Origin of the sequence: Pseudomonas sp. Larv2_ips (genome assembly GCF_963879675.1) — a bacterium.
Classification (GTDB): domain Bacteria; phylum Pseudomonadota; class Gammaproteobacteria; order Pseudomonadales; family Pseudomonadaceae; genus Aquipseudomonas.
This window is the reverse complement of sequence record NZ_CAWOAW010000014.1, coordinates 40,593-62,733: the sequence shown is the minus strand read 5'-3', so window position 1 is coordinate 62,733 and position 22,141 is coordinate 40,593. Positions and strand designations below refer to the sequence as shown.

The following is a 22,141-nucleotide window of genomic DNA, read 5'->3' as shown; positions in this document are numbered from 1 at the left end:
GGGTTTGTGGGGGCAAGCCCGCTCGCCACAGCAGCCCGCCCGCGACTGAATGCCCGCCTGGCACGTTAAAACTGCAGCGTGCTGGACACCGACACCTGCCGCGCATCGCCGAGCGACACAAACACCCGGCTCGCGGCCGAGGTGTAGTACGTGCGGTCGAACAGGTTCTTCACATTGAGCTGGAACTTGACCTTCTGGCCTTCGATCTTGGTGTCGTAGGTGGCAAACGCGTCGGCAACGGTGTAGCCCGGCAGGTTGAAATCGTTGGCGGCATCGCCTGCGCGCTCGCCGACATAGCGGGCACCTGCGCCCAACCGCAGCTGATCACCACCAAAAATAGTGCCGAAATCGTAGACCGCCGACAGCGAGCCCGTGTGCTTGGCCACGTTTTGCAGGCGGTTGCCCTCAAGCGTCGGGTCTTTGTCCTTGGTGTCGAGTGCATCGGTGTAGGCGTAGCTGCCGATCACGCTCCATTGGTCGGTCAACTGGCCGGTGGCGTCCAGTTCCAGGCCACGGGAGCGCACTTGCCCGGCAATGCTGTAAACGGTGTTGGCCCCTGATCCCACCGAGACCAGCACGTTGCGTTTATCGATATTGAACAACGCCGCGCTGGCGGTGATACGCCCTGGGATGTCGAGCTTGGCCCCCAGTTCCCACGACTTGGATTCCTCAGGCGTGAGGTCGCCGGTCAAGGTGCTGCCGTCAGCCAAGGCGGCGATGGTGGAGTTGGGTTTGAACGACTCGGTGTAGCTGCCGTAGAACGACAACTCATCCGTGTAGCGGTACACCAGGCCGGCGCGCGGCACCCACGCCTGGCCATTGCCGTTGGTGTTGGCCGTGAACGGCACACCCTTGCCGGCGTACTGGTCGTACACCTGATAGCGCACACCGCCCACCAGGATCCACTGATCGGTCAGGTGAATGGCGTCCTGGAAAAACACTGAGTCGCTGCGCAGCAGGTCCGTCTGGGCGCTGTCCTTGGCACTGACGGTGGTGCCTTGCACGTCCTTGCCGTAGACCGGATCGAGGTAGCTGAAGGCGCTGCGTTGCGCCTGGCGGATCAAGTCGGCGCGGTAGATCTTGCGGTACTCATCGTCCAGGCCGAACACCAGGTCATGCTGCATGCCACCGACGTTGACGCTGCCTTCCAGGCTCATCGTGGCGAAGCGATCGGTGGTCAGCGCACCCCGTGTGCCGTCCATGCTGCGGGTCAGGGTGCCATTGGGATTGACCGAAACCGTGCGCACCTGGCTGGCATCATAGGTCTCGCGGTTCCAGCTGTAGCCGATGTGCGCCTTCCAGTCGTCGTTCAAGTCGTGGTCGACTTCCAGGCGGTACAGGTCGGAGCGGCCTTCCATGTTGTTGAACGGCTCATCCAGGCGACGGGTCGTGGGGATGTTCAGCGGGTGATTGGTCTTGGGGTCGATGGCGGTGCCCCGGTCGAACGGCGAGAGGAATTCGCGGTGCTCGTAGGCGAAGACCACTTTGGTGGTGTCGCCGTACCAGGCCAGGGACGGCGCCACCAGCGTCTCGCGGTGGGTGCCGAAATTGCGCCAGTAATCTTCGTCTTCATGGTCGACGATCAGTCGGTACGCCAGGCCACTGTCGCCAATCGGGCCGGTGGTATCGAGGTTACCGCCACTGCCGTTCTTGCCATCGCCGAAGGTCGAGCCACGGGCGGTCAGGGAGGTGGATTGGGTCAGTTCCGGCTTTTTGCTGACGATATTGACCACGCCGCCCGGGTCCTGAATACCGTACAACAATGAAGACGGCCCCTTGAGCACTTCAACGCGCTCAGCGGTGGAGTTCAGCGCACGCCCCTGCACCACGGGCATGCCGTCTTGCATGATCGAGCCATTACGGTTATCGCCAAACCCGCGCAGCATCACCGCGTCCTGGGTACTGGCCAAGGTGTTGGCCTGGGTGATGCCGCTGATATTGGCGAGAGCGTCGTCCAGGTTACGCGGGGTCTGGTCGCGCAGCACCTGGGCGGGCACCACGTTGACGGTTTGCGGGGTTTCCAGCAACAGGCCATGGGAGCGCATCACCGAACTGGTGGGTGGCGGCTGGTAACTGGTGCTGTCCTGGGCCTGGCCGGCGCCGCTGATGGTGGTGGCGCCGAGGTTGACCGCGCCGTCGGTGGGCACAGGTTCAAGGGCCAAGGTGCGGGCGTCGATCTGGCGGAAGGTAAAGCCTGAGTGGCCGAGCAGGCGTTGCAGGGCCTGGGTCGCGCTCATCTGCCCGCTGACGGCAGGGGCGCTGAGACCGTAGGGCGCTTCATCGGTATAGATCACGCTGATCCCGGTGACGCGGCTGAAATCACTCAGGGCCTGAGGCAGTGGCTTGGCTGCCAGCGCAAAATTGAACTGGGCGCTTTGCTGCTCCTGCGCCTGCGCAACGGCCAGGGGCAGCAACGCCAGCCCCGACACCGCCAGTACCGAGGCTCCCAGCCACTGTTTTACCCAACCGCCCGCCGTCGATTTCATGCTCTGAGAACCCGTGTAGAAAACGCTGTTAATGCGAATAGATCGCAGTTTCAAGCACTACACGGATGGGCGGTGGATTTACCTCACGTTGTTTTGAAAATAATTTGATTTACTGCGCCTGAATGCGAAACCCCAACCGTGGGAAATGCACATGCACGGTGCCGCCGCGTTCGTCGGTACGCCGCAGGATCAATTCCTCACGCCCGGCGAACAGCAACTCGCCGGCCACCAGGTCGGTGCCGTAATCGGTGGCGCAAATGGTCACCTGCTGGCCAGGCTTGAAGCCGTTCAAGTCCTCGAACAGTTCATCCGGCAAGGCCGCAGGTGTCGCGTTACGCGCCACGTCCAAGGCCTGTTCGGCGCTCATCTCGCTGGCGGTGCCATGGCCGAAGCTCAGTACACGGTCCAGCCAGGCAGCGACGGCGGGATAGGCATCCACCAGCGGCGCCGTCACCGTGGAGCCCTTGAGGAACCACAACGGATGCGCCAGGGCGAAGTCGGCAATCGACGGCTCGCCGAACAGGAAATCCCCTGCCTGGTGCTGCAATTGCTGATCGATGCGGCTGATGATCGTCGGCCATTGGTGCTTGGCCCGATCCAATTGCACGCGGGTCGCAGTGCCGCCGCTGAACAGTTTTGCGCGGTCCGCCACCAGCACGTCAAGCATCTGCGGCGGCACCTTGGCGAACTTGACGGCCAGGGATTCGGGCTGGAACACCAGCGCAACGGCATGCGAGAACACCAACGAATCGGCCCACGCGGCGAAGCTTTGCGTGACCAGCTCCAGGCCTTGGGGAAACAGCGCCGGCGCGGACTTTTCCTGCTCCAGGCGGTGGGCGATCAAGGCAGTGTCGCAGTAGATATCGGCGCCGACTTGCAGCACCGGCGTCTTGCGATAACCGCCGGTGAGGGCCGTGAGGTCAGGCTTGGGCATCACCGGCGAGATAAACACCGAGCGCCAGGACAAGCCCTTGAAGCCCAGCATCAGGCGGGCTTTTTCAGCAAAGGGGGATTGCGGGTAGTGGTGCAGGATCAACTCAGACATGCCAGGCTCCGCTCAAGTAAGTGAGCCGCTAGCTTAGCCTGCAACACCCCACGTGCGGGCGATGGGAACCCATCAGTCAAATCAATGAACCGCTCGCCGCCAGGCACTCCTTGGCACTCTTCTTGAGCTTTTTGATCAGCCGCTCCTGGCGCAGCGCCTCGCCCTTGCTCGCGCATTGCTCGGTGTACACCAAAGCCACCGCGGGGCTGGACAAAAAGAACCGCGCGCCCTTGCCGCTTTGGTGAGAAGCAAAGCGGCGCACCGGGTCATTGCTGATGCCGCAATACAGCGAGCCATTGGCGGCGCGCACCAGGTACACGAACCAGGGTTTGGGTTCAGTCGATTCAGTCACAGGGCAATTCGGCAAACCAGAGGAGCGCCAATCTTATCAACGACCGGCCTGAAATGCCTTCAGGCCTTTAAGCGCCTGGGCGCGCACGGCGTTTTTCAACGCAGGCGACCAACCCAGCAACAACCCCTTGAGGCCCAGTGCCTGGCGCGACCAGCGCCACAGGTCGAAGTGATCGTGGTGCTCGCAGATCCTGCCATCGCGAAACACAAACCGCGCGCCAATGTCGTTGACTACCGTGTTGCCGGTGGCGCTGAACAGGTACGTCGCCACCCAATGCGCGCTGCCGGTGGTTTCATCGCTGCGCACATGGTCGAAGGTCAGGGAAAAATTCTTCGCGCGGGTGGTGAGCATGCGCCACATGTCACCTGCGTCACGGCCACGCAGCTCGCCGAACGCGGGGTCGCTGAACACCACATCGTCGGTGTAGCAGGCGGCCATGGCTTCGGCATCCAGGCGCTGGAAGGCACTGTAGAACTCGGTGATCAGGGCGTTGTGGGCATCACTCATGGGCAGGCTCCGCAGGCGTCGAAAAGGTAGGCGCACGATAAGCCGCCAGCGCCGGTAAGGCTACCGACATTCGCCGCGCAAATGACCACGCTTACGGCACCATGCCACTGCTGCGGGCATAGGCGAACAAATCCACGTCGGTGGAGATGCACAACCGGCTCATGGCCGTGCTTTTTTGTTTGCTGATGGTCGAGATGCTGCGATTGACCCGGGCGGCAATCTGGCTGACGGTCATACCGCTGGCGAGCATGCGCACCACCTCGCGTTCTTTGCCGGACAACTGCGGCACGGCTTGCTGGTCGCCGGGGCCAGCTTCCACCAACTGCACCCGCAGGCTTTCGCTGACGAAGGTATGGCCTTCGCTCACCGCCTTGATGGCCTGCGGCAACTCCCTGGCCGAGGCACTCTTGGCCACGATGGCCCGCGCGCCCTGTGCGAAGGAAGCGCGCAGCGTGGCGATGTTGGCGAACATGGTCACCAGAATCACAGGCAATCGCGGGTATTGACGTTGCATCAGGCTCAACAGGCCGTACCCATCAGCCTGCTGATTGCCCGGCATGGCAAAGTCGGTCACCAGCAGGTCACACGGCGTGCTGTCGAGCACCGCCAGCAGTTGATCGGGGCCGTCGGCCTCGCCGACCACCTTGCACTTTCCACTGGCCTCGATCACGACTTTTTGGCCGATACGCACAATCGGATGATCGTCAGCAATTATTACGCGAAGCATGAGACCCACCATGATGGCAACTTGACCTACGCAAAATAGCGCCGGATGTGGCCGGCAACAACCGCCAAGAAAAGCAGCCAGGGCAGCCCGTGCAGCATTCTTGGCTACCGAGATTTATACCTACAAAACAAACAGAGCAGGCCGTCAGAAAGGAGCTACAGCTCAGGGCGAAATCTTCCTTCACCCCAGATGAAAGCCTGCGTCTTCACAGTGCCGACAAGTACGCCAGGTAACGCATCAGGTCCTGGCGCAACCGGATCAAGTCGCGCGCATGCGTGGCTACGCCGTCGCCACTTACCCGTGTCATCAGTTGCAGGCCGCGTTTTTCCAGCGAGGTGACGCCCAGAAATGCCACGCTGCCAATCAACCGGTGCAGGTGTTGAACGGTGTCGGCGCCATCGAGGCGCACCACCGCGCCCGAGAGCGCGCGCAGGTCTTGGCGGGCTTCATGGATCAGGCTGCCAAGCATGCTGTCCACCACTTCGCTGCGGCCAAACATCTGCACCAGCGTCGTGCGGGTTGGCCAGCCTTTTTGCCCGACCAATGCCTGTGCCTTTGTGCCCTGCTCGAATGCGCCCACGTGGGCTTGGTCCAGCCAATAAACCAGGACGTGGTGCAGCTGCAAAAAAGTCAGCGGTTTGATCAGCCACGCGTCCATGCCGGCTTCCAGGCATAGGCGGACTTCGTCAGGGCCCAGGTTTGAGGTCAGGCCGATGATGGGCAATCGCGTCGACAGCGCCTCACGTTCGCGGCGGCGGATTTCGCGCGTCATGGCATAGCCGTCCATGAGCGGCATCTGGCAGTCGGTCAGGATCAGATCAAAGTGCTGCACGTCCATCGCAGCCAGTGCGGCACGCCCATCCCTGCACGCTTTGTGGCCCAGGCCGAGGCGGTCGAGAATTCCGCTCATCAGCAGGCAGTAGGCCGGATGGTCGTCAACCACCAACACCTTGAGCCGTTGCCAGCAGGCAGGCGCGGAAGTCAACGCCCGCGGCTCATCCCCACCCATGCTGCCTGGGGGAGTGCCTGATGACATGACTACCTCAACTTACCGTATCGACGGACGATGATGGCACGCCATGCGTGCAGGAAACGGCCGCGCTCTGGCCGATCGGGCGCGGCATTCTGAAGCATCTTTTTGATGTTTTTATGACGGTTCAGCGGCGCAAAACGTATTCGAATGACTGCGCCTGGACGATACAAAAACTACGAAACTTCACAATTCCTACGTAAACAAAAGCCGGTTCTGACATGAGCGAATACTCCTTTGCCCTATCCGCTTACTCTCGTATTTGTTGTATTTCCCCGACTCGCCCCCCTCTATAAATTCGCCGCACCCCAACAAGGGGCGCGGCCTGTCCTCCATGGGTCGCAACACACATGGCTGTTTGCCCCAAGGCACAGTCAGCAATCCTTGCACCGGAACCTCACGACATGAATAAGTCCCTAGCAGCACTCGCCCTCTTTTTAGTGGCCGCTCATCAAGGCCAGGCTGTTGCCGCAAGCTCGGTGGAGTTGATCGTCAAAGGCCTGATCACCCCGAGTGCCTGCACACCGACCTTGTCCGCCAACGGCATCGTCGATCACGGCAAGCTTTCCGCCAAGGACCTCAATCAAGGCACCCCCACTGATCTGCCAGCCGTGACCTTGCAGATGAATGTGAACTGCGATGCCCAGACCTTGTTTGGCTTGAACGGCAACGACAACCGGGCGTCCTCAGCCATCGTCGCGACGGGCTATGGGCTGGGCTTGATCGATAACACGCAGAAAATCGGCACCTACCACCTTGAGCTTGTGAACCCGGTTGCGGACAACGTCGCCGTCATACCCCTGGAGTCCAACAACGGCGGGCAAACCTGGAGCGCGATTGATGGTGAATATTGGTACAGCGGCAACCTGGCCGGTTTCGGCGGTGTTTCCGGTGGCCTGTATGTACCCGTGCCGATTCAGGACCTGACCACTGACTTGGCCGTGATGACCCAGATCGCGCCCGCGCAAGACTTGAACCTGAGCAATGAAGTGTCCCTCGACGGCTCCGCCACGATCGAAGTGAAGTACCTGTAAACAAGGCTCGCTGACCCGGTGCCACGACGCATCGGATCAGCCTCGCGCGTATCGCCCTACTTGGAGGTTTTACATGATCCATCGCACCCTCGCCCCAGTGTTCATGGCGCTGATGGCCGTCATTCCCCAGGCATTTGCCTCCAGCGCCACTGACCTTAGGATCACCGGCCTGATCACGCCCAGCGCCTGCATGCCCAACCTGTCCAGTGGCGGTGTGGTCGATCATGGCAAGTTGACGGTGAAGGACCTCGATCCCCAACTGCCTACTCGCCTGGAGACCGTCAACCTGCAATTGGAGGTCACCTGCGAGGCAGAAACCCTGTTCACCCTGACCACCGTCGACAACCGCTCCGGCACCTCGGCCATCCACCCGGCGAGCCATGGCCTGGGCCGGGTCAATGACGACCAGATGCTGGGCAGCGTGGCGTTCAACGTACTGGATGCGGTTGCCGACAATGTGCCGGTGCGCACCCTCTTATCCAGCAACGGCGGTGCCGACTGGCGTCCTTCGACGTACCTGGGCCATGCCGGGCTGACCGCTTTCGCCGCCGCCGACAACCTCAACGTCCCGATTGCGGTGAAGGTGTTGACCGCCCGACTCAGCGCCTTCACCACCCTGGTAAAAGCCACCGACCTGACCCTGGTGGACGAAATGCCCATCGATGGTCATGCCACGCTGCAAGTGAAGTACTGGTAAGCCCGACCTTGCTCTTTTACCTGCCAAATCAGGAGTGGCCCGCACGATGAACAGCCTGCGCAATGCCCTTGCTATCGCCCTGCTGCTGGGCACCAGCACCAGTACCTTCGCCGCCTCCACAATCGACCTGACGGTCAAGGGCCTGATCACCCCCAGCGCCTGCACACCCGCTCTGTCGGCCGGAGGAACCGTCGATTACGGAAAACTCTCGGTCAACGATCTGCACCCGACCTACAGCACTGACCTGCCGCAGGTCACCCTCAACCTGCAGATTGCCTGCGAAGCCACCACGCCAATGGCCTTCAAACTCATCGATAACCGCCCTGGCACCCATACCATCGGCGCCAACATGGGGCTTGGCCTGACGGACGCGGGGGAAAAGATCGGCTCTGCCTGGCTTTACTTCCAGAACCCGGTGGCCGACGGCACCCCCGCCGACGTGAGCGTTTCGCTCACCAATGGCAGCAGCTGGATCAGGGCCATCAACCTGGATACGCGTGGCCTGTATGCCCCCAGCGCTGCCGCCGATTTCAGCGTGCCGATCGCCATCAAGCACTTCGCCACTGAACTGCAAGTGGGCGGCGTCATTGCGCCCACCAGCAGCATGACGTTAACCCGCGAAGTGGTCATCGATGGCAATGCCACCGTTGAAGTGCTGTACCTGTAACTGGCGCCACCCAACCCCCACGGTGATAACGACGCAATGAACCCATCGACCATCACCCGGGCGCTCACGCTGTTCGCCTTGCACCTGACGCCGGCCTTCGCCGCGTCAACCGTGGACCTGAGCGTTACCGGCCGGATCACGCCCCAGGCCTGCACTGTGTCGCTGTCCGACAGCGGCCTGATCGATTACGGCAAGATCCCGGCGCGCACCTTGAGACCGAGTGAGTTCACGCCACTGCCCAGCCGGCAAATGGGCCTGGGCATCAACTGTGAAGGGCCGACGCTGTTTGCACTGGTGGGTATCGACAATCAGCCGGATTCCTCTGTGAACCCCGAGGTTCTGTACGGCTTGGGCATGAACATTCACGCGCCGAGCGAACGCCTGGGCTCGGTAGGTTTGTCATTGCGCGGGCCGGTGGGCGACGGCAGCGCCCTGCAGGTGATCAGTTCCGCGGACGGCGGAAGCACCTGGCACCCAGAGCCCAATGCACATCCCAGGCACTACATGGGTTTCGCCCGCCTCGACACGCTGGTGCCCATTCCCATCAGACAACTGGTCGCCAGCCTGCGGGTGGACACCGCCATCAGCCCGGCCAATAGCCTGACGCTGAAACAAGAAGTGCCTTTGCAAGGTTCGATCACCCTGGACCTCAAGTACCTGTAACCCTTAGTGAATGAGTCCTCAGATGACGATGCATGTTTCCTGGATACGCGCCGGTTGTGCCGGCCTCGCTGTATGGTGCTCCGCCGCGGCGCTGGCCGATGGAATGGTGCCAGACACCTCGGTGGTGATCGTGCACGAGGCGGACGGCGAAGCGGCCGTGTCTGTGACCAATACCGACAGCAAGCTGGCCCTGTTGCACGTGACCCTCGAAGACGTCCCCGAAGACCGGGCCACCTTGCTGTTCGTCACTCCGCCGCTGTCACGGGTGGAGCCCGGCAAGCGTCAGCTGGTGCGGTTCATCCTGCAATCGGACGAGCCGCTTAAAACCCAACGGCTCAAACGGGTGGTCTTCGAAGGCATGCCCCAGCAACGCACCGGCGCCGAAGCCGGGCGTGCCCAAGTGGGCGTCACGGTGCGCCAGAACCTGCCGGTGATCCTGCACCCCAAGGGTCTGGCACCCAACCGTGAGCCGTGGCTGGGCCTGACCTGGCACCTGGACGGCGACCGGCTCAGCGTGCGCAACCCCACACCGTACGTGGTGCGCCTTGCGCAGGCGTTGCGGCTGTTGCCCGGCAACGGCTCGACCTTGCTGCCGCGCACGTATGTGTTGCCGGGAGAAACCCTGACGGTCGCGGCCCAGGGGACGGGGGCGACGTCAGTGCGCCTGCAGCCGGCCACGGTGTATGGCTTTGCTGTCGCGCCCTACGAGGCCCCCATCACGCCTTGATCCAACCGCGTCGAACCCTGCCGACGCCTCTATAAAACGAAGTGACCCCTGCGAAGGTCACCGGGAAGGCCGCCTGGCGCGTCCGCAAACCTTGCCTCGGGCTTCCCTCAAAAGAGTGTAATTGTGTGAACACAGTCATGAATTACCGTGACGGCGAAGCCCTGTCCGGCGTTATGCCGCGCCCGTCACTCGTGCAACTGGGCGGCATCGCCTGGGCGCTCAGCCATCTGCTGCTGGCCGAAAAGGCCTGGGCAGACGACGCGCCGTCAACCGGTTCGTTCGACCACCAGACCCTGCACCAGCGTGGCATCGACCCGCAACTGGCCAGCCTGCTGCTGGAAACGCCACGCTTTACCCGCGGCCGCCACGCCGTCAACCTGGAGGTCAATGGCCAACGGCGCGGTCGGGTCGACGTCAGCTTCGATGACCACGGCGCGGTGTGCTTTGACGCTGCTTTATTGCAAGCCGGTCAGCTGGTCGCACCGCCACGCCGCGTCGACGCCTGCCACGCCTTTGTCGAGCACTACCCGCAAACGGTGATCGAACCCGACCCGGCCAGCCTGGCCCTGTCACTGGTAGTGCCTACGCAGGCGTTGCGCATTGCGCCGCAGGACGTTTCCGGCTACAGCACCGGCGGTTTCGCAGCCTTGCTCAACTACGATGTGACCGGCCTGCACAACGAATACGGCGACAGCAGCAGTCGGTTCGGCTCGGCCAACACCGAAGTCGGCTTTAACGCCGGCGACTGGATCGTGCGCAGCCGCCAGGTACAGACCTGGCAGGACGGCGTCTCGCGCAGCAACCACCTGGATGCCTACGCCCAACGGACCTTTGCCAGCCAGCAGGCGGTGTTGCAGGCCGGGCAGATCAACCTCTACAACCCGGTGCTGGCGGGAGCCCCGATCACCGGCGTGCAAGTGCTCACCGAGCAGGCTCTGCAAGACCAGGATCAGGGCGCGACGATCGATGGCATCGCCAACGGCCCGGCCCAGGTGGAGGTGCGGCAAAACGGTGCGTTGGTTCACTCCACAGTGGTCCCCGCGGGGCCGTTTTCCCTCAGCCAAGTGCCGCGCTTGAACGGGCGCTCCGATGTCGAAGTGACGGTCAAGGAAGCGTCCGGCGAAGAACGGCGCTTCAGCGTGCCGGCGGCGATGCTGGGGCTGGGTCTGCCGGCGCCGGGTTACGCCGTGGCCGCCGGCACAGTGCGCAACATCGGCGACAGCAATGGCGCCGACCCCTGGGTGGTCAGCGCCGGGTGGACGGCTGCAGTCCACCCACTGATCACGCTGGGCAGCGGCCTGCTGATGGCCCAAGACTATCGCTCGGCCGGGGCCAACCTGGGTGTGCTGCCCTGGCAGGACAGCCAGTTGCAATGGGCGGTGGTCGCCGCCGAGGCAACTCGCCAGGCGCAAGCGCGCGGCGTGCAGGTGGACCTCTCGTGGTCCCAGCAAATAGGTGAACGCTGGGCCATCAGCGCCGCCAACACATGGCGCAGCGAAGGCTATCGCGACCTCACCGAATCGACCTACGCCGCCCATACCCGCGAGCAGCAGCGCTCACGCTACCGCGACCAGCAAAGCGCCACGGTCTCCTGGGCGCATCCATGGCTGGGAGCCTTCAGCGCCGGCATGTCGCGCGCCGCCTCCTTTGCCGGCGACAGCAGCCGTCGCGCACTGGCGTCGTGGGGCACGCAAGTGGGCGGCGTATCGCTGTCCGCCACCGCCGAATGGCAAATGGGCGGCCGCCGTTACAACGATGACAGCCTGTACCTGAACCTCAGCCTGCCCTTGGGCGAAAACCGTCGAGGCCGCGCCTGGGTGCGAAACTCCGGGGGCGAGCACCGCATCGGCATCGGCGTCAACGAAGCGCTCAACGATCAACTCGCCTATCGGGTGGGCGTTGAACATGACAGCCGCGACCGCGAGGTGGAGTCATCCCTCGGGGTTTCGGCCCTGCCGTTCTACAGTCAGCTGGACTTCAACTACAGCCGCTCCAGCGACGCGCGTTCCAGCTACCAGGGCGGCGCGCGCGGCGGTGTGGTGGTGCATGGCGACGGTGTGACCTTGTCGCCCTACCCGGTGCGCGACACCTTTGCGCTGCTGTCGGTGGGCCAGATGCCCGGCGTCAAGGTCAGTACGCCAAGCGGCCCGGTGTGGACCGACTGGCAAGGCCAGGCCGTGGTGCCGCAGGTCAGCGCCTATGGCCGTAGCCCGGTGGAAGTGCAGACGCGCTCGTTGCCGCGCAATGCCGACATCAGCAATGGCCTGGCCGTGGTTTCGGCAGGGCGCGGCGCCGTCGACCGGCTGGCGTTCGGCGTGGCCCTGACGCGTCGGGCCTTGCTGACCCTTGACCGGCCGGTGCCGCGCGGCGCGACGGTCACCACCGACGACGGCGAGTTCGTCACGCTGGTGCAGGAAGGCAACCAGGTATTCCTGCCCAACGTGCTCGACCCTCGGCCGCTCTGGATCCAGGGCCCCGGGCAGCCGCGTTGCGCCCTGCGCTTTGACCTGCCGCAAAAGGCCGACCCCGACGTGTATTTCGAAACCGCACCCGCCCGTTGCGTGACTCTGTGAGGACTCTCTTGAAACGTCATTACTGCCTCGCCGCCCTGCTACTGACGGGCACCGCCCACGCCCAGGACGATTGCCGACTGGACGTGAGTGAGTCGCTGCTGGACTTTGGCTCGATCCGCCGCGTCATTGACCCGGCACCCGGCCCTGAACGGCTGCTGGGTGAGCGGCGCCTGAGCATGACCTTGGACTGCCCGCAGAGCAGCGACCTGAGCGTGTTCTACCGCGGCCTGGCCGCCAGCGCCGAGCGTTTGCGCTTCACCCAGGGCGGCAGCTACCGCGTGCACGTACACGCTGGCCTGCTGGACGGCCGCGCTGTAGCGCTGGGGTTGCTGGCGGCCAGCGGCCAGCCGCCGATTGCCAGCGCCCAGGCCCTGGACTGGCGCCCCGAGCATGGCATCGTACCGATGCTCAACGGCCTGCCCGCGTATGGCCGCAGTTTCTCATTGCAACTGGCAGTCAGTGCCTATGCCGAGGAGCGCGCCACGCCTGTGCGCGATGCCGTTACCTGGGACACCACCGGGCGGATCGAGGCTGCCGGTTCCGGGCGCTCGCGGGCGCTGCGCCTGCAAGCGCATTTTGCGCCGGCGGCCTGCACGCCCGGGCTGTCCAACGGTGGGACGGTGAGCTTTGGCAAGCTGTCGATCAACGACTTGAGCCGCGATCAGGACACACGCCTGCCAGCCCGGCCGCTGACGCTCACGGTGGCCTGTGACGGGCCGACGCCGTTTGCCCTGGTCATGAAGGACAACCGCGACGGCTCCGCCACCGGCGGCCTGGATGAAACCGCCTATGGCTTGGGCGTGGATGCACGCGGGCAGAAAATCGGGCGCTACTACCTGACGGTCGACCCTGCCCAGGTCAGCGCCGACAACTTCTCCCAGGTGTATCGCACCGACTCCACCACGGGCGGCTCGGCCTGGAGCATTGCCAACAGCAGTCCCATCGACGTCGGCGCGCGCAGCCTTCTGGGGTTTACCCCGGCGGCCGGCAGCACCCAGGGCCCCGAGGCCCTGCAAAACCTCAGCGCTTTACTGAGCCTGAAAGCATTTATTGCACCACTCGACAGCCTGGACCTGAGCACTGAGGTTCGGCTCGACGGTTCGGCCACGCTCGAAATCACCTACCTGTAAGCGCTCCCGGAGCCCTCATGACCCTTCGATATCTGATTCTCGCGCCCTTGATCTTCTTCAACCCGCTGAGCCTCGCCGCTTCCAGCGTAGAGCTGAGCGTCGATGGGCTGATTACGCCGATGGCCTGCACGCCAACCCTGTCAGCCGCAGGGCTGGTCGACTTCGGCAAAATCTCCCAGCAAGACCTTAACCTCACAACCGGCACACGGCTGCCGCTCAAGTCCCTGAACCTGACCGTCACGTGCAACGGCGCCGCGCGCTACGCCTTGCGCATGCGCGACAACCGCGACGGCACGGCGCACGTCAACAGCGAGATTTACTACGGGTTGGGCCTGGACGGCAGCGGCAACAAGGTCGGTGTGTATTCGGTCAAGTTCGACCCCAAGCAGACCGTGGCCGATGCCGTGCCTTATCTGTACGGCACCGAGTCCACCACCGGCGGCGTGGCCTGGCGCACCTCCAACCGCAACCCGATCGACATCGGCGCCAACAGCCTGTTGGGCTTTACCGATCTGGAAGGCAGCACCGCGGGCCCCTCCGGCATCCAGACCCTGAACAGCACACTGACCCTGGAAGCGGTGATCAACGCCAAGCAGAACCTGGACTTGAGCAGCGACATTCGCATGGATGGCTCCGCCACCCTGGAAGTGACTTATCTGTAGCACCGACGTTTTCCAACCCAAGGAGTACCCGCTAAATGAACAAGCTTTTCCCTGTCTTGACCACCGCGCTATTACTGGCCGCCTCCACAGGTGCCTGGGCGGCATCCACTGCCGAGTTGACCGTCAAAGGCCTGATCACGCCCAGCGCGTGTACGCCGAGCCTGTCCAATGGTGGGGTGATCGACCACGGCAAGATTTCCGCCAAGGACCTGAACCCGACCCAATACACCATCATCGGCAACCATACGCTGAGCCTGACCGTCACCTGTGAGGCCGCAACGGCATTCGCCCTGTATGGCGTGGATAACCGCGTCGGCTCGACCGACAACCCCAGCGACTACGGCCTGGGGTTGATCAATGGCGATCAGAAGCTTGGGCATTACGTTTTGATGCTGAGTAACCCGCTCGCCGACAATGTGCCGGTGCAGACTATCGGCTCCACTGACCAGGGAAGTTCGTGGAACAAGGAAAGGTTCCTCGATCCGGGTCTGTACATGTCCATCGCCGCCATGAGCGACGCCAGCCAACCGCTGCCAACCAAAGACCTGGTCGCCGACCTGGAGGTGCAAACCCTCATCAACCGCACCGACGGGATGGACCTGAGTAACGAAGTGCTCATCGACGGTTCGGCCACCCTGGAAATGCGCTACCTGTAACGCCTGAAAAGCGCAGGGCTTGGGGTGACGCCCAAGCTTGCCTGGCACGGGAGCAGGTTTACTGCCCCTCACAGGCTATCTCGCTATACCTTCTCGCTGCGCACGCCCACGTACAACGCACGGCCCGCGCCCAACCCGGCGACGATGGCGCCCAGGCCGATCACGGCAAAAATCCAGCCTACGGCCGTCCAGCCGCCCGTCCAGTCATGCACCAGCCCGACCGCAAACGGCCCGAGGGACGCCAGGGTGTAGCCAAAGCCCTGGGCCATGCTCGACAGGTTGGCCGCGACATGTGAGTCGCGCGAGCGCAGCACGATCAAGGTCAGCGCCAGGCTGAAAGTGCCGCCCTGGCCTAGGCCCAGCAGGATCGCCCAGCCCCACAGACCATCGATGGGCGCGTACAGGCAGCCGAACAAGCCGCCGAGGGTCAACACCATCACCACTACAATCGCCAGCCGCTGGTCCTTGCCGCGCGTGGCCAGCCAAGGTGCGGCGAGGGAACTGGCCAACTGCACGATGACCGAGCCGGACAGCACCAGGCCCGCCTGGGTCGCCGTAAGGCCGCGACCGATCAGAATCGACGGCAACCAACCGAACACGATATAGGCCAGCGACGATTGCAGGCCCATGTACAGCGTTACCTGCCAGGCCAGCGGATCACGCAGCAACCCCCTCACGCGATACGCAACTTGATGGGCGCCGTGTTTTTGCCCCACCTGTGGCAACCAGAACGCCGCCGCCACCAGCGCTGGTAGAATCCAGAAGCCCAGGCCGATGCTCCAGCTATCCCCGAAATGCTTGCTCAGCGGCACCGTCGAGCCGGCAGCCAGGGCGGCGCCCAGGCACAGCGCCATGGTGTACACGCCGGTCATGGCGCCGGCCTGTTTGGCGAAATCACGCTTGACGATGCCCGGCAGCAACACGCCGATGATGCCGATACTTGCACCGGCAATCAGGCTACCGGCGAACAGCCCGACCTCGCCGAAAGCACTGCGCAAAATGATCCCGGCAGCCAACGTCAACAGAATCCCCAGCACCACGCGCTCAGCACCGAAGCGCCGCGCCAGGATCGGCGCCATCGGTGCGAACAGGCCCAGGCACAGCACCGGCAAGGTGGTCAGCAAACCGGCCTTGGCTGCCGACAACCCCAGGCTCTGGGAGACTTCAGCCAGCAGCGGCGACATGCTCGACAATGCCGGGCGCAGGTTCAGCGCCACCAGAATCAGGCCCAGCAGTAACAGCCACGGCCGCGCAACGACGGGCGGGGTGTGCTGCACCAGGTCGTCATCGGCTTCGGCGTCGATTAATAACTCTTCGAGTTCAGTGGGGCGTTTGGTTTCAAGGTTCATTGATCAACTGCCGGCAGAGGGATTTGGCGCGTTCCGGATCTTGCTGTTCCACCGCGTCGAGCAGAGCGATGTGCAGATCAAACACGGCCTGGCGACGCGGTGAAATGTTCAGGGTCTGGCGCAACTGGGCGGCGACGATGGCAGAGAAGTATTGGTACAGCTCGCTCAATGCCGGGTTGTGCGCCGCGTCCACCAAGTGCTTGTGGAACACCAGGTCGGCGCTGATATAAGCCTCCAGGTCGCCGTGATACAGCTCGGCGCTGGCCTTGAGTGCGTCACGCATTGCACTCAGATCAGCCTCGGTACGGCGCACCGCCGCAAGCCCGATGGCCTCCACTTCGAGAATCTGCCGGGTCTCCTGCGCCTGCTCCAGAGTGCAATGGGACAACGCCCGCATTGCGCCCAGCGGATCGGTCATCGAGCGCAAATAACTGCCGTCGCCCTGACGAATGTCGATCAAGCCGGAAAACGCCAATACGCGCATGGCCTCGCGCACGGTATTGCGGCTGATGCCCAGCTCGGCAGACAGCTCGGGCTCGGTGGGCAGGCGCTCGCCGATGGCCCATTTGCCTTCAGTGATGCGCCGACGCAACTGCTCCAGGGCCTGATCGACCAGCGAGCGTTTGATCAAGGGGGCGATGTCTGTCATGGATTTTGCGCTTTCGTCCAATCATAGGATGAATTTTCCTACAGCCTATTCGGACTTGCCTACAAAGGCAACGCACTAGGGTTTTGAGGCAGCAGAAGGAACTGAATTTTCGATTGGTAAAATTACCCTTAGAGGGTAATTATTGAACTTGGGTGTCTTATGGAAAAGTACACACCTCATTACGATCTGGCGGTGATAAAAGCGGATGTCATCAGGTTGGGCGAGAGAGCATTTACGGCCAGCGCGCGCGAGGGGGCACGACAACTTGAATTGAGCATCGGCCAGATGCGGCTTGTGATCTGCGCTCTTGAGCATCGTATGTTGTACAAATCGATGACGACCTATTCAGACCACCGGGTGTGGCAGGACGTCTATTTGATCAAAATTTTCGGTACGGAGATTTACATCAAAGTGACTTACCGCCCTAGCGGTGGGGCTCCCGTAATCTCCTTCAAGGAGAACACCTTATGAAAACCCAGCAATGTATGAGCTGCGGATCTCATGACGCAATGCAGCATTTCGAAGGACGTACCTTCACGATCAACACTCGCGGCATGACCCGCGATATTCCAGGCATTGCGGGCTGGGAATGCCAGGCCTGCAAGGAAATCGAATTCGATCACGACGACGACAGCGCAGAGCGTTATTCCGACGCCAGTGACCAATTGTTGATCGACGCGAGGAAAATCATTGCCGCCGAAATGAAGCGGATCCGCCGAAAACTGCACCTGACGCAAAAGGAAGCGGTGAAAACATTGATCGGCCGCGGGCACAATGCATTTTCCCGCTATGAAAGGGCTGAGATTTTTCCGCCCGAGCCGCTGCTCACACTGATGCGCCTGCTGGATAAACATCCGCACCTGCTGGCCGAGATAGAAACCCTCAATGTCGGCGAAGACCTGAACCAATTGCTTATTGCACAAGACGCGCAACAGCTCGCAACTAAAGCCTCCGCATAAAACCAGCAGGCAAAAATAAACCCGGCACCAGGCCGGGTTTATCGTTTCAAACATCGATCAATGCAAAATCTGGCTCAAGAACAACTTGGTCCGATCATTCTGCGGGTTGTCGAAGAAGTCATTCGGCGCCGCCTGTTCGACGATCTCGCCCTTGTCCATGAAGATCACGCGGTTGGCCACGGTGCGGGCAAAGCCCATTTCGTGGGTCACGCACAACATGGTCATGCCGTCTTCGGCCAGGCCGATCATGGTGTCCAGCACCTCTTTCACCATTTCCGGATCGAGTGCCGACGTCGGCTCATCGAACAGCATGATCTTGGGCTTCATGCACAGCGCACGGGCAATCGCCACGCGCTGTTGTTGGCCGCCGGAGAGTTGGCCCGGAAACTTGTGGGCCTGCTCCGGAATGCGCACGCGCTCCAGGTAATGCATGGCAATTTCTTCAGCCTTGCGCTTGGGCATCTTGCGCACCCACATCGGCGCCAGCGTGCAGTTCTGCAGGATGGTCAGGTGCGGGAACAGGTTGAAGTGCTGGAACACCATGCCGACTTCGCGGCGGATCGCTTCGATCTGCTTGAGGTCGTTGGTCAGTTCCACACCATCGACCACGATGCGGCCTTGCTGGTGTTCTTCCAGACGGTTGAGGCAGCGGATGGTGGTGGACTTGCCCGAACCCGACGGGCCGCACAGCACAATACGCTCGCCCTGCTTGACGTTGAGGTTGATGTCTTTCAACACGTGGAACTGGCCGTACCACTTGTTGACGCCCTGCATCTGGATAATGCCTTCAGGGCTCACAGGCTGTTTGATCGCTTCGCTCATAACAACAACTCCTAACGCTTGTGGCCTGTGTCGAGCTTGTGTTCCAAATGAATGGAATAGCGCGACATACCAAAACAGAAAATCCAGAACACCAGGGCCGCGAACACGTAGCCTTCAGTGGCCATGCCCAACCATTTCGGGTCGGCCGCGGCTTGCTTGACGCTGTTGAGCAGGTCGAACAGGCCGATGATGATCACCAGGCTGGTGTCCTTGAACAGCGCAATAAACGTGTTGACGATGCCGGGAATCACCAGCTTCAGGGCTTGCGGCAGAATCACCAGGCCCATGCTGCGCCAGTAACCCAGGCCCATCGCCGCAGCGGCTTCGTACTGCCCCTTGGGAATCGCCTGCAAACCACCACGCACCACTTCCGCCACGTAGGCCGACTGGAACAGGATCACGCCGATCAGCGCCCGCAGCAGTTTGTCGATGCCCATGCCCTCGGGCAGGAACAGCGGCAGCATCACCGAGGACATGAACAGCACGGTGATCAACGGCACGCCGCGCCAGAACTCGATGAAGGTCACGCACACCACTCGAATCGCCGGCATGTTCGAACGCCGCCCCAACGCCAGCACAATGCCCAGCGGCAACGCACCGGCAATACCGACGGTGGCGATGACCAGGGTCAGCATCAGGCCGCCCCACTGGCTGGTGGCTACGTTGGTCAGGCCAAAGATGCCGCCGTGCAGCAGGAAGTACGCAATGATCGGGTACAGCACCAGAAAGCTCAGGCCGTAGACCGCCTTGCGTTGAAAACGCGAGATGAACAACGGCGCCACGCCGACGATGGCCAGCCACACGGTCAGGTCCACACGCCAGCGCAGGTCGCCGGGGTAGTAGCCGTACATGAACTGCCCGAAACGCTGTTGGATAAACACCCAGCAGGCGCCCTCTTTGGTGCAGTCTGCGCGCGTGGTCCCGACCCAGTTCGCGTCCAGAATCGCCCAGTGCAGGATTGGCGGCACGATCAGGTAGATCAGGTAAAACGCCAACAAGGTCAGCAAGGTATTCAGCCAGCTGGAAAACAGGTTGGCGCGCATCCATGCCATCGGTCCGAAGACTTTGTTCGGCGGCGGCATATCAGGTTTGAAAGTATGCGAAGTCATGTGCGTTTCCTCACCGCTCGATCAGCGCAATGCGCTTGTTGTACCAGTTCATCAGCAGGGAAATGCTGATGCTGATCGCCAGGTACACGCTCATGGTGATGGCAATAACCTCGATGGCCTGGCCGGTCTGGTTGAGCACCGTACCGGCAAACAGCGACACCATTTCCGGGTAGCCGATACCGGCGGCCAACGACGAGTTCTTCGCCAGGTTCAGGTATTGGCTGGTCAGCGGCGGAATGATCACCCGCAGGGCTTGCGGAATGATGACCTTGCGCAGCGTCGGCCCAGGGCGCAGGCCCAGGGAGCGCGCGGCTTCGGTCTGGCCGTGGCTGACGGACTTGATGCCCGAACGCACGATCTCGGCAATAAACGCCGCCGTGTAGACGGTAAGCGCCAGGGTCAATGCCAGCAGTTCGGGGATCAGTACCCAGCCGCCCACGAAGTTGAAGCCTTGCAGCTTGGGCATTTCCCAATGCAGTGGCGCGCCGAAAATCAGGGCGCACAGCGCCGGGATCAGAATGAACAACGCCAGACCCGCCCAGAACTTATGGAAGGGTACGCCGGTGGCTTCAAAGCGCTTGTTGGCCCAGCGAGCCATCAGCACGATTGCCACGATGGCGACCACGACGCTGACCACAAACGGCCAGAAACCGTCGGCGGCAATCGCTGCCGGCATGTTCAGGCCACGGCTGCTGACAAAGAACGTGTCACCAAAGTTATGGCTGTTGCGCGGCCCCGGCATGGTCAGGAACACCGCAAAGTACCAGAACAGGATCTGCAACAGCGGTGGGATGTTGCGGAAGACTTCCACATACACCGTCGCCAGTTTGTTGATCATCCAGTTGGGCGACAAACGCGCCACGCCGATGATGAAGCCGAGCAGGGTCGCCAGGACCACACCGATCACGGTCACCAGCAAGGTGTTGAGCAGACCGATCACAAAGACGCGGGCATAGCTGTCCGATTCGGTGTAGTCGATCAAGTGCTGAGCGATGCCGAAGCCGGCACTGCGCTCAAGAAAGTCGAACCCCGAGGTAATGCCCCGGTGTTGAAGGTTGGTCTGTGTATTGTTGAAGAGGTACCAGCCCAGCGCGACGACCGCCACAATCGTGATGATCTGGAAGAGCCACGCACGCACTTTAGGGTCGCTGAAGCTGAGCTTCTGCTTGGGTGCGCCGATTTGATTTTGCATGAAGTGCCCCGCAAATAATGGAACAGAACATCACCCGGTGGTTGGCCCACCGGGTGATAGAACCATCAGCGATCAGCGCACAGGGGGTGCGTATTGAATGCCACCGTTGGTCCACAGTGCGTTCAAGCCACGGTCGATTTCCAGTGGTGTGCTTTTGCCGAGGTTTTTCTCGAACACTTCACCGTAGTTACCGACCTGCTTGACGATCTGGACAACCCAATCTTTCTTCACTTTCAGGTCTTTGCCGTATTCGCCGTCAGCACCCAGCAGACGCGCAACGTCCGGGTTCTTGGTGGACTTGGCTTCAGCTTCGACGTTTTTCGAAGTGATACCGGCTTCTTCAGCGTTGAGCATGGCGTAGCCAACCCAGCGCACGATGGCCAGCCACTCGTCGTCGCCGTTACGCACGACCGGGCCCAGAGGTTCTTTGGAAATGGTTTCCGGCAGCACCACGTAGTCTTTCGGCGAGGCCAGCTTGCTGCGCTGTGCGTAGAGCTGGGACTTGTCGGAGGTCAGCACGTCGCAACGACCGGATTCCAGCGACTTGGCGCTTTCATCGGAGGTGTCGAAGGTGATCGGGGTGTATTTGAGGTTGTTGGCGCGGAAGTAGTCCGACACGTTCAGCTCAGTGGTGGTACCGGCCTGGATGCAGATGGTTGCACCGTCCAGTTCCTTGGCACTTTTCACGCCGAGCTTGTTGTTAACCAGGAAGCCAACACCGTCGTAGTAGGTGATGAAGCCCGGGAATTTCAGGCCCATGCCGGCATCGCGAGAGCTGGTCATGGTGGTGTTGCGCGACAGGATGTCGACTTCGCCGGACTGAAGCGCGGTGAAACGCTCCTTGGCGTTCAACTGGCTGAATTTGACCTTGGTCGCATCACCGAAAACGGCAGCGGCCACAGCGCGGCAAACGTCAGCGTCGATCCCCAGGATCTTGCCGCTGGCATCCGGCACCGAGAAACCCGGCAGGCCGTCACTCACGCCACATTGCACGAAGCCTTTCTTCTGCACAGCGTCCAGGGTTGCGCCGGCTTGGGCGAAACCACTGACACCCAATACGGCGGCCGCGCACACGATGGCCAGGGTGGATTTCAATACCTTCATT

Annotated in this window: 23 protein-coding genes; 11 read left to right on the top strand and 12 right to left on the bottom strand. The window is 62.1% G+C overall.

All coding sequences use genetic code 11. The features are described from left to right. Positions 1-65: 65 nt before the first annotated feature. The 6 genes from AACV02_RS06720 to AACV02_RS06695 all read right to left on the bottom strand — a co-directional run bounded on the left by AACV02_RS06720 (position 66) and on the right by AACV02_RS06695 (position 6,153). Positions 66-2,486, bottom strand: a complete 2,421-nt coding sequence (locus tag AACV02_RS06720; RefSeq protein ID WP_119738474.1) for a TonB-dependent siderophore receptor — start codon at positions 2,484-2,486, stop codon at positions 66-68. Positions 2,487-2,595: 109 nt separating this feature from the next. After that, a complete protein-coding gene (locus AACV02_RS06715) occupies positions 2,596-3,531 on the bottom strand; it encodes a glutathione S-transferase family protein (protein WP_119738472.1) in 936 nt (311 codons plus the stop codon). 76 nt (positions 3,532-3,607) lie between these two features. Continuing rightward, positions 3,608-3,883 carry a GIY-YIG nuclease family protein gene (locus tag AACV02_RS06710; protein WP_119738470.1) on the bottom strand — a complete coding sequence of 92 codons (276 nt, stop codon included), beginning with the start codon at positions 3,881-3,883 and terminating at the stop codon, positions 3,608-3,610. Between the two features lie 36 nt (positions 3,884-3,919). Continuing rightward, positions 3,920-4,390, bottom strand: a complete 471-nt coding sequence (locus AACV02_RS06705) for a nuclear transport factor 2 family protein (protein WP_106579503.1) — start codon at positions 4,388-4,390, stop codon at positions 3,920-3,922. Positions 4,391-4,481: 91 nt separating this feature from the next. Further along, a complete protein-coding gene (locus AACV02_RS06700; RefSeq protein WP_106579504.1) occupies positions 4,482-5,117 on the bottom strand; it encodes a response regulator transcription factor in 636 nt (211 codons plus the stop codon). A gap of 205 nt (positions 5,118-5,322) precedes the next feature. Next, positions 5,323-6,153, bottom strand: a complete 831-nt coding sequence (locus tag AACV02_RS06695) for a response regulator (protein WP_256680484.1) — start codon at positions 6,151-6,153, stop codon at positions 5,323-5,325. A 398-nt stretch (positions 6,154-6,551) separates the two neighbouring features. Between AACV02_RS06695 and AACV02_RS06690 the strand changes: the two genes are divergently transcribed. The 9 genes from AACV02_RS06690 (at position 6,552) to AACV02_RS06650 (ending at position 14,956) form a co-directional block, all read left to right on the top strand. After that, on the top strand, positions 6,552-7,181 hold the full coding sequence (locus AACV02_RS06690) for a DUF1120 domain-containing protein (protein ID WP_106579505.1): 630 nt from the start codon (positions 6,552-6,554) through the stop codon (positions 7,179-7,181). A 73-nt stretch (positions 7,182-7,254) separates the two neighbouring features. Continuing rightward, positions 7,255-7,878 (top strand): DUF1120 domain-containing protein, encoded by a 624-nt coding sequence (locus AACV02_RS06685; RefSeq protein WP_119738468.1) that lies wholly within the window; start codon positions 7,255-7,257, stop codon positions 7,876-7,878. 46 nt (positions 7,879-7,924) lie between these two features. Beyond that, the gene (locus tag AACV02_RS06680) at positions 7,925-8,545 is read left to right on the top strand and encodes a DUF1120 domain-containing protein (RefSeq protein ID WP_119738466.1); all 621 of its coding nucleotides are present in this window, start codon (positions 7,925-7,927) and stop codon (positions 8,543-8,545) included. A gap of 36 nt (positions 8,546-8,581) precedes the next feature. Continuing rightward, entirely contained in the window at positions 8,582-9,208 is a 627-nt protein-coding gene (locus AACV02_RS06675) for a DUF1120 domain-containing protein (RefSeq protein WP_119738464.1), read from the top strand. A 28-nt stretch (positions 9,209-9,236) separates the two neighbouring features. Then, on the top strand, positions 9,237-9,935 hold the full coding sequence (locus tag AACV02_RS06670; protein WP_371924193.1) for a fimbria/pilus chaperone family protein: 699 nt from the start codon (positions 9,237-9,239) through the stop codon (positions 9,933-9,935). 125 nt (positions 9,936-10,060) lie between these two features. After that, the gene (locus tag AACV02_RS06665) at positions 10,061-12,508 is read left to right on the top strand and encodes a fimbria/pilus outer membrane usher protein (RefSeq protein ID WP_256680483.1); all 2,448 of its coding nucleotides are present in this window, start codon (positions 10,061-10,063) and stop codon (positions 12,506-12,508) included. A gap of 8 nt (positions 12,509-12,516) precedes the next feature. Continuing rightward, positions 12,517-13,638: a DUF1120 domain-containing protein gene (locus tag AACV02_RS06660; protein ID WP_119738460.1), complete on the top strand. Its 1,122-nt coding sequence runs from the start codon at positions 12,517-12,519 to the stop codon at positions 13,636-13,638. A gap of 17 nt (positions 13,639-13,655) precedes the next feature. After that, positions 13,656-14,300: a DUF1120 domain-containing protein gene (locus AACV02_RS06655; RefSeq protein WP_119738458.1), complete on the top strand. Its 645-nt coding sequence runs from the start codon at positions 13,656-13,658 to the stop codon at positions 14,298-14,300. 35 nt (positions 14,301-14,335) lie between these two features. Next, a complete protein-coding gene (locus tag AACV02_RS06650) occupies positions 14,336-14,956 on the top strand; it encodes a DUF1120 domain-containing protein (protein ID WP_119738456.1) in 621 nt (206 codons plus the stop codon). 83 nt (positions 14,957-15,039) lie between these two features. Here AACV02_RS06650 and AACV02_RS06645 read toward each other — a convergent pair whose 3' ends face one another. Both AACV02_RS06645 and AACV02_RS06640 read right to left on the bottom strand, forming a co-directional pair. Continuing rightward, the gene (locus AACV02_RS06645; RefSeq protein WP_119738454.1) at positions 15,040-16,305 is read right to left on the bottom strand and encodes a CynX/NimT family MFS transporter; all 1,266 of its coding nucleotides are present in this window, start codon (positions 16,303-16,305) and stop codon (positions 15,040-15,042) included. After that, on the bottom strand, positions 16,295-16,954 hold the full coding sequence (locus AACV02_RS06640) for a FadR/GntR family transcriptional regulator (protein ID WP_119738452.1): 660 nt from the start codon (positions 16,952-16,954) through the stop codon (positions 16,295-16,297). Before AACV02_RS06640 ends, AACV02_RS06645 begins: the two co-directional genes overlap by 11 nt. Positions 16,955-17,113: 159 nt before the next feature. Between AACV02_RS06640 and AACV02_RS06635 the strand changes: the two genes are divergently transcribed. Beyond that, entirely contained in the window at positions 17,114-17,425 is a 312-nt protein-coding gene (locus AACV02_RS06635; RefSeq protein ID WP_119738450.1) for a type II toxin-antitoxin system MqsR family toxin, read from the top strand. Beyond that, positions 17,422-17,913, top strand: a complete 492-nt coding sequence (locus AACV02_RS06630) for a type II toxin-antitoxin system MqsA family antitoxin (protein WP_119738448.1) — start codon at positions 17,422-17,424, stop codon at positions 17,911-17,913. The genes AACV02_RS06635 and AACV02_RS06630 overlap by 4 nt, the downstream gene beginning before the upstream one ends. A 57-nt stretch (positions 17,914-17,970) precedes the next feature. On the opposite strand, the gene AACV02_RS06625 is transcribed toward AACV02_RS06630, so the two are convergent. The 4 genes from AACV02_RS06625 to AACV02_RS06610 form a co-directional block, all read right to left on the bottom strand. After that, entirely contained in the window at positions 17,971-18,735 is a 765-nt protein-coding gene (locus AACV02_RS06625) for an amino acid ABC transporter ATP-binding protein (protein ID WP_003171943.1), read from the bottom strand. 11 nt (positions 18,736-18,746) lie between these two features. After that, the gene (locus AACV02_RS06620; protein ID WP_106579517.1) at positions 18,747-19,844 is read right to left on the bottom strand and encodes an amino acid ABC transporter permease; all 1,098 of its coding nucleotides are present in this window, start codon (positions 19,842-19,844) and stop codon (positions 18,747-18,749) included. A gap of 10 nt (positions 19,845-19,854) precedes the next feature. After that, positions 19,855-21,036, bottom strand: a complete 1,182-nt coding sequence (locus AACV02_RS06615) for an amino acid ABC transporter permease (protein ID WP_106579518.1) — start codon at positions 21,034-21,036, stop codon at positions 19,855-19,857. 72 nt (positions 21,037-21,108) lie between these two features. Then, positions 21,109-22,140, bottom strand: a complete 1,032-nt coding sequence (locus AACV02_RS06610; RefSeq protein ID WP_106579519.1) for an amino acid ABC transporter substrate-binding protein — start codon at positions 22,138-22,140, stop codon at positions 21,109-21,111. Position 22,141: the final 1 nt, after the last annotated feature.